The sequence below is a fragment of the Haloferax profundi genome (assembly GCF_001469865.1).
Lineage (GTDB): Archaea > Halobacteriota > Halobacteria > Halobacteriales > Haloferacaceae > Haloferax > Haloferax profundi.
The window spans coordinates 1-347 of record NZ_LOPV01000067.1 but is presented as its reverse complement, the minus strand read 5'-3'; the positions used below and the strand labels follow the sequence as shown (position 1 = coordinate 347).

At 51.6% G+C, this 347-nt stretch carries 1 protein-coding gene; it reads left to right on the top strand.

Annotated elements, in window-relative coordinates; translation table 11 throughout:
* Nucleotides 1-42: 42 nt before the first annotated feature.
* Nucleotides 43-347, top strand: a 305-nt coding sequence (locus AUR66_RS22485; protein ID WP_231727746.1) for a hypothetical protein, incomplete at its 3' end; no start/stop codon positions are given.

The window sequence follows — 347 nt, the reverse complement described above, 5'->3', positions numbered from 1 at the left end:
AGAACACGGCTTCGGCTTCGTGAACGCCTACACAAACTGACCATGTCATCTCGAGACGACCAACCAATCCATCCCGGTTTTGAACAATATGTCCCTGATGAGATTGTCTCACTCCGGCAACTGGAGGTGCTCTATGGAGCACTATGGGAGTCTCGAAGCGCAGAGGATAATACTCTTGCCGAGCCGTATGCCATCTTCCAAACACCAACAGAGCTTACAGACTTTGTTGCAAGTGACGAGACTGACGACTCTCGGCTGCTTGTACTCCTTCATGTCGATGTGACCGGTGTTGCACCTGAGTTAACCGACGTCAGTGTTCGTCCACTCACGGCAGAGTTGGTACCGTT